The 896-nt window shown below is 37.8% G+C and carries 1 protein-coding gene; it reads left to right on the forward strand.

The annotated features are described in order from the left end of the window. The coding region (locus H4J65_RS00460) for a sulfotransferase (protein WP_182194106.1) at positions 1-621 on the forward strand (621 nt) is incomplete at its 5' end. Between the last annotated feature and the right edge of the window lie 275 nt (positions 622-896).

Raw genomic sequence — 896 nt, forward strand, 5'->3', positions numbered from 1 at the left:
GCATCACGACTAAGAGGCCGTAGTAATAATAAAAGTGATCAAGAAGCCCAATATCCGAAAAACTTAAACGAAATTAATCCCGAGTATTTCAAACGCTTTGGTCAGCAATTTATTGACGAAACTCAGGTCTACCGAGAAAAGGCACCCTTATTTATTGATAAAATGCCCAATAACTTTCTCCATATTGGCCTGATCCGATTAATACTGCCTAATGCTAAAATTATTGACGCTAGACGCTCGCCCATGGCTTGTTGTTTTAGCGGTTTTAAACAGTTATTTGCCGAAGGACAAGATTTTAGTTACGACCTTGAAGACATGGGTCGTTACTATCAAGCTTATTTAAAATTGATGGCACATTGGGATGATGTCTTACCGGGTTATGTATTAAAAGTAAATCATGAAGATGTGGTTGATGATTTAGAAACACAAGTACGAAGAATGCTTGATTTTTGTGGCTTAGAGTTTGAACAATCGTGTGTCGATTTTCATAAAACCAAGCGCAATATTAAAACCCCAAGCTCTGAGCAAGTGCGTCAACCCATTTATAAAAGTGCCACTGAACAATGGCGACATTTTGAGCAACATTTAGCGCCATTGAAAAAAGTGTTAAATTTGCCATAGGAAAAGCATATATCGTCCTACTTTCATCTGGCTGAATGGACTCACTAAGGTCTGAAAGCTCAAGTGTCAGGGGGATGCGTGAACATAAAAAAGCGAACATATTAATGTTCGCTTTTTTTGTTAATCGTAACCGTCCTAAATAATTAAAACTACACTTTCTCTACCTTAATTTTATAAAAAACACTATAAAGCACAGGTACGGCTATCATGGTCAAGATAGTGGCAAACGCTAATCCGCCCATAATAGTCACCGACATATCAGCAAAGAAAGGGTC

Origin of the sequence: Colwellia sp. MB02u-9 (assembly GCF_014077085.1) — a bacterium.
Taxonomy (GTDB): Bacteria; Pseudomonadota; Gammaproteobacteria; order Enterobacterales; family Alteromonadaceae; genus Cognaticolwellia.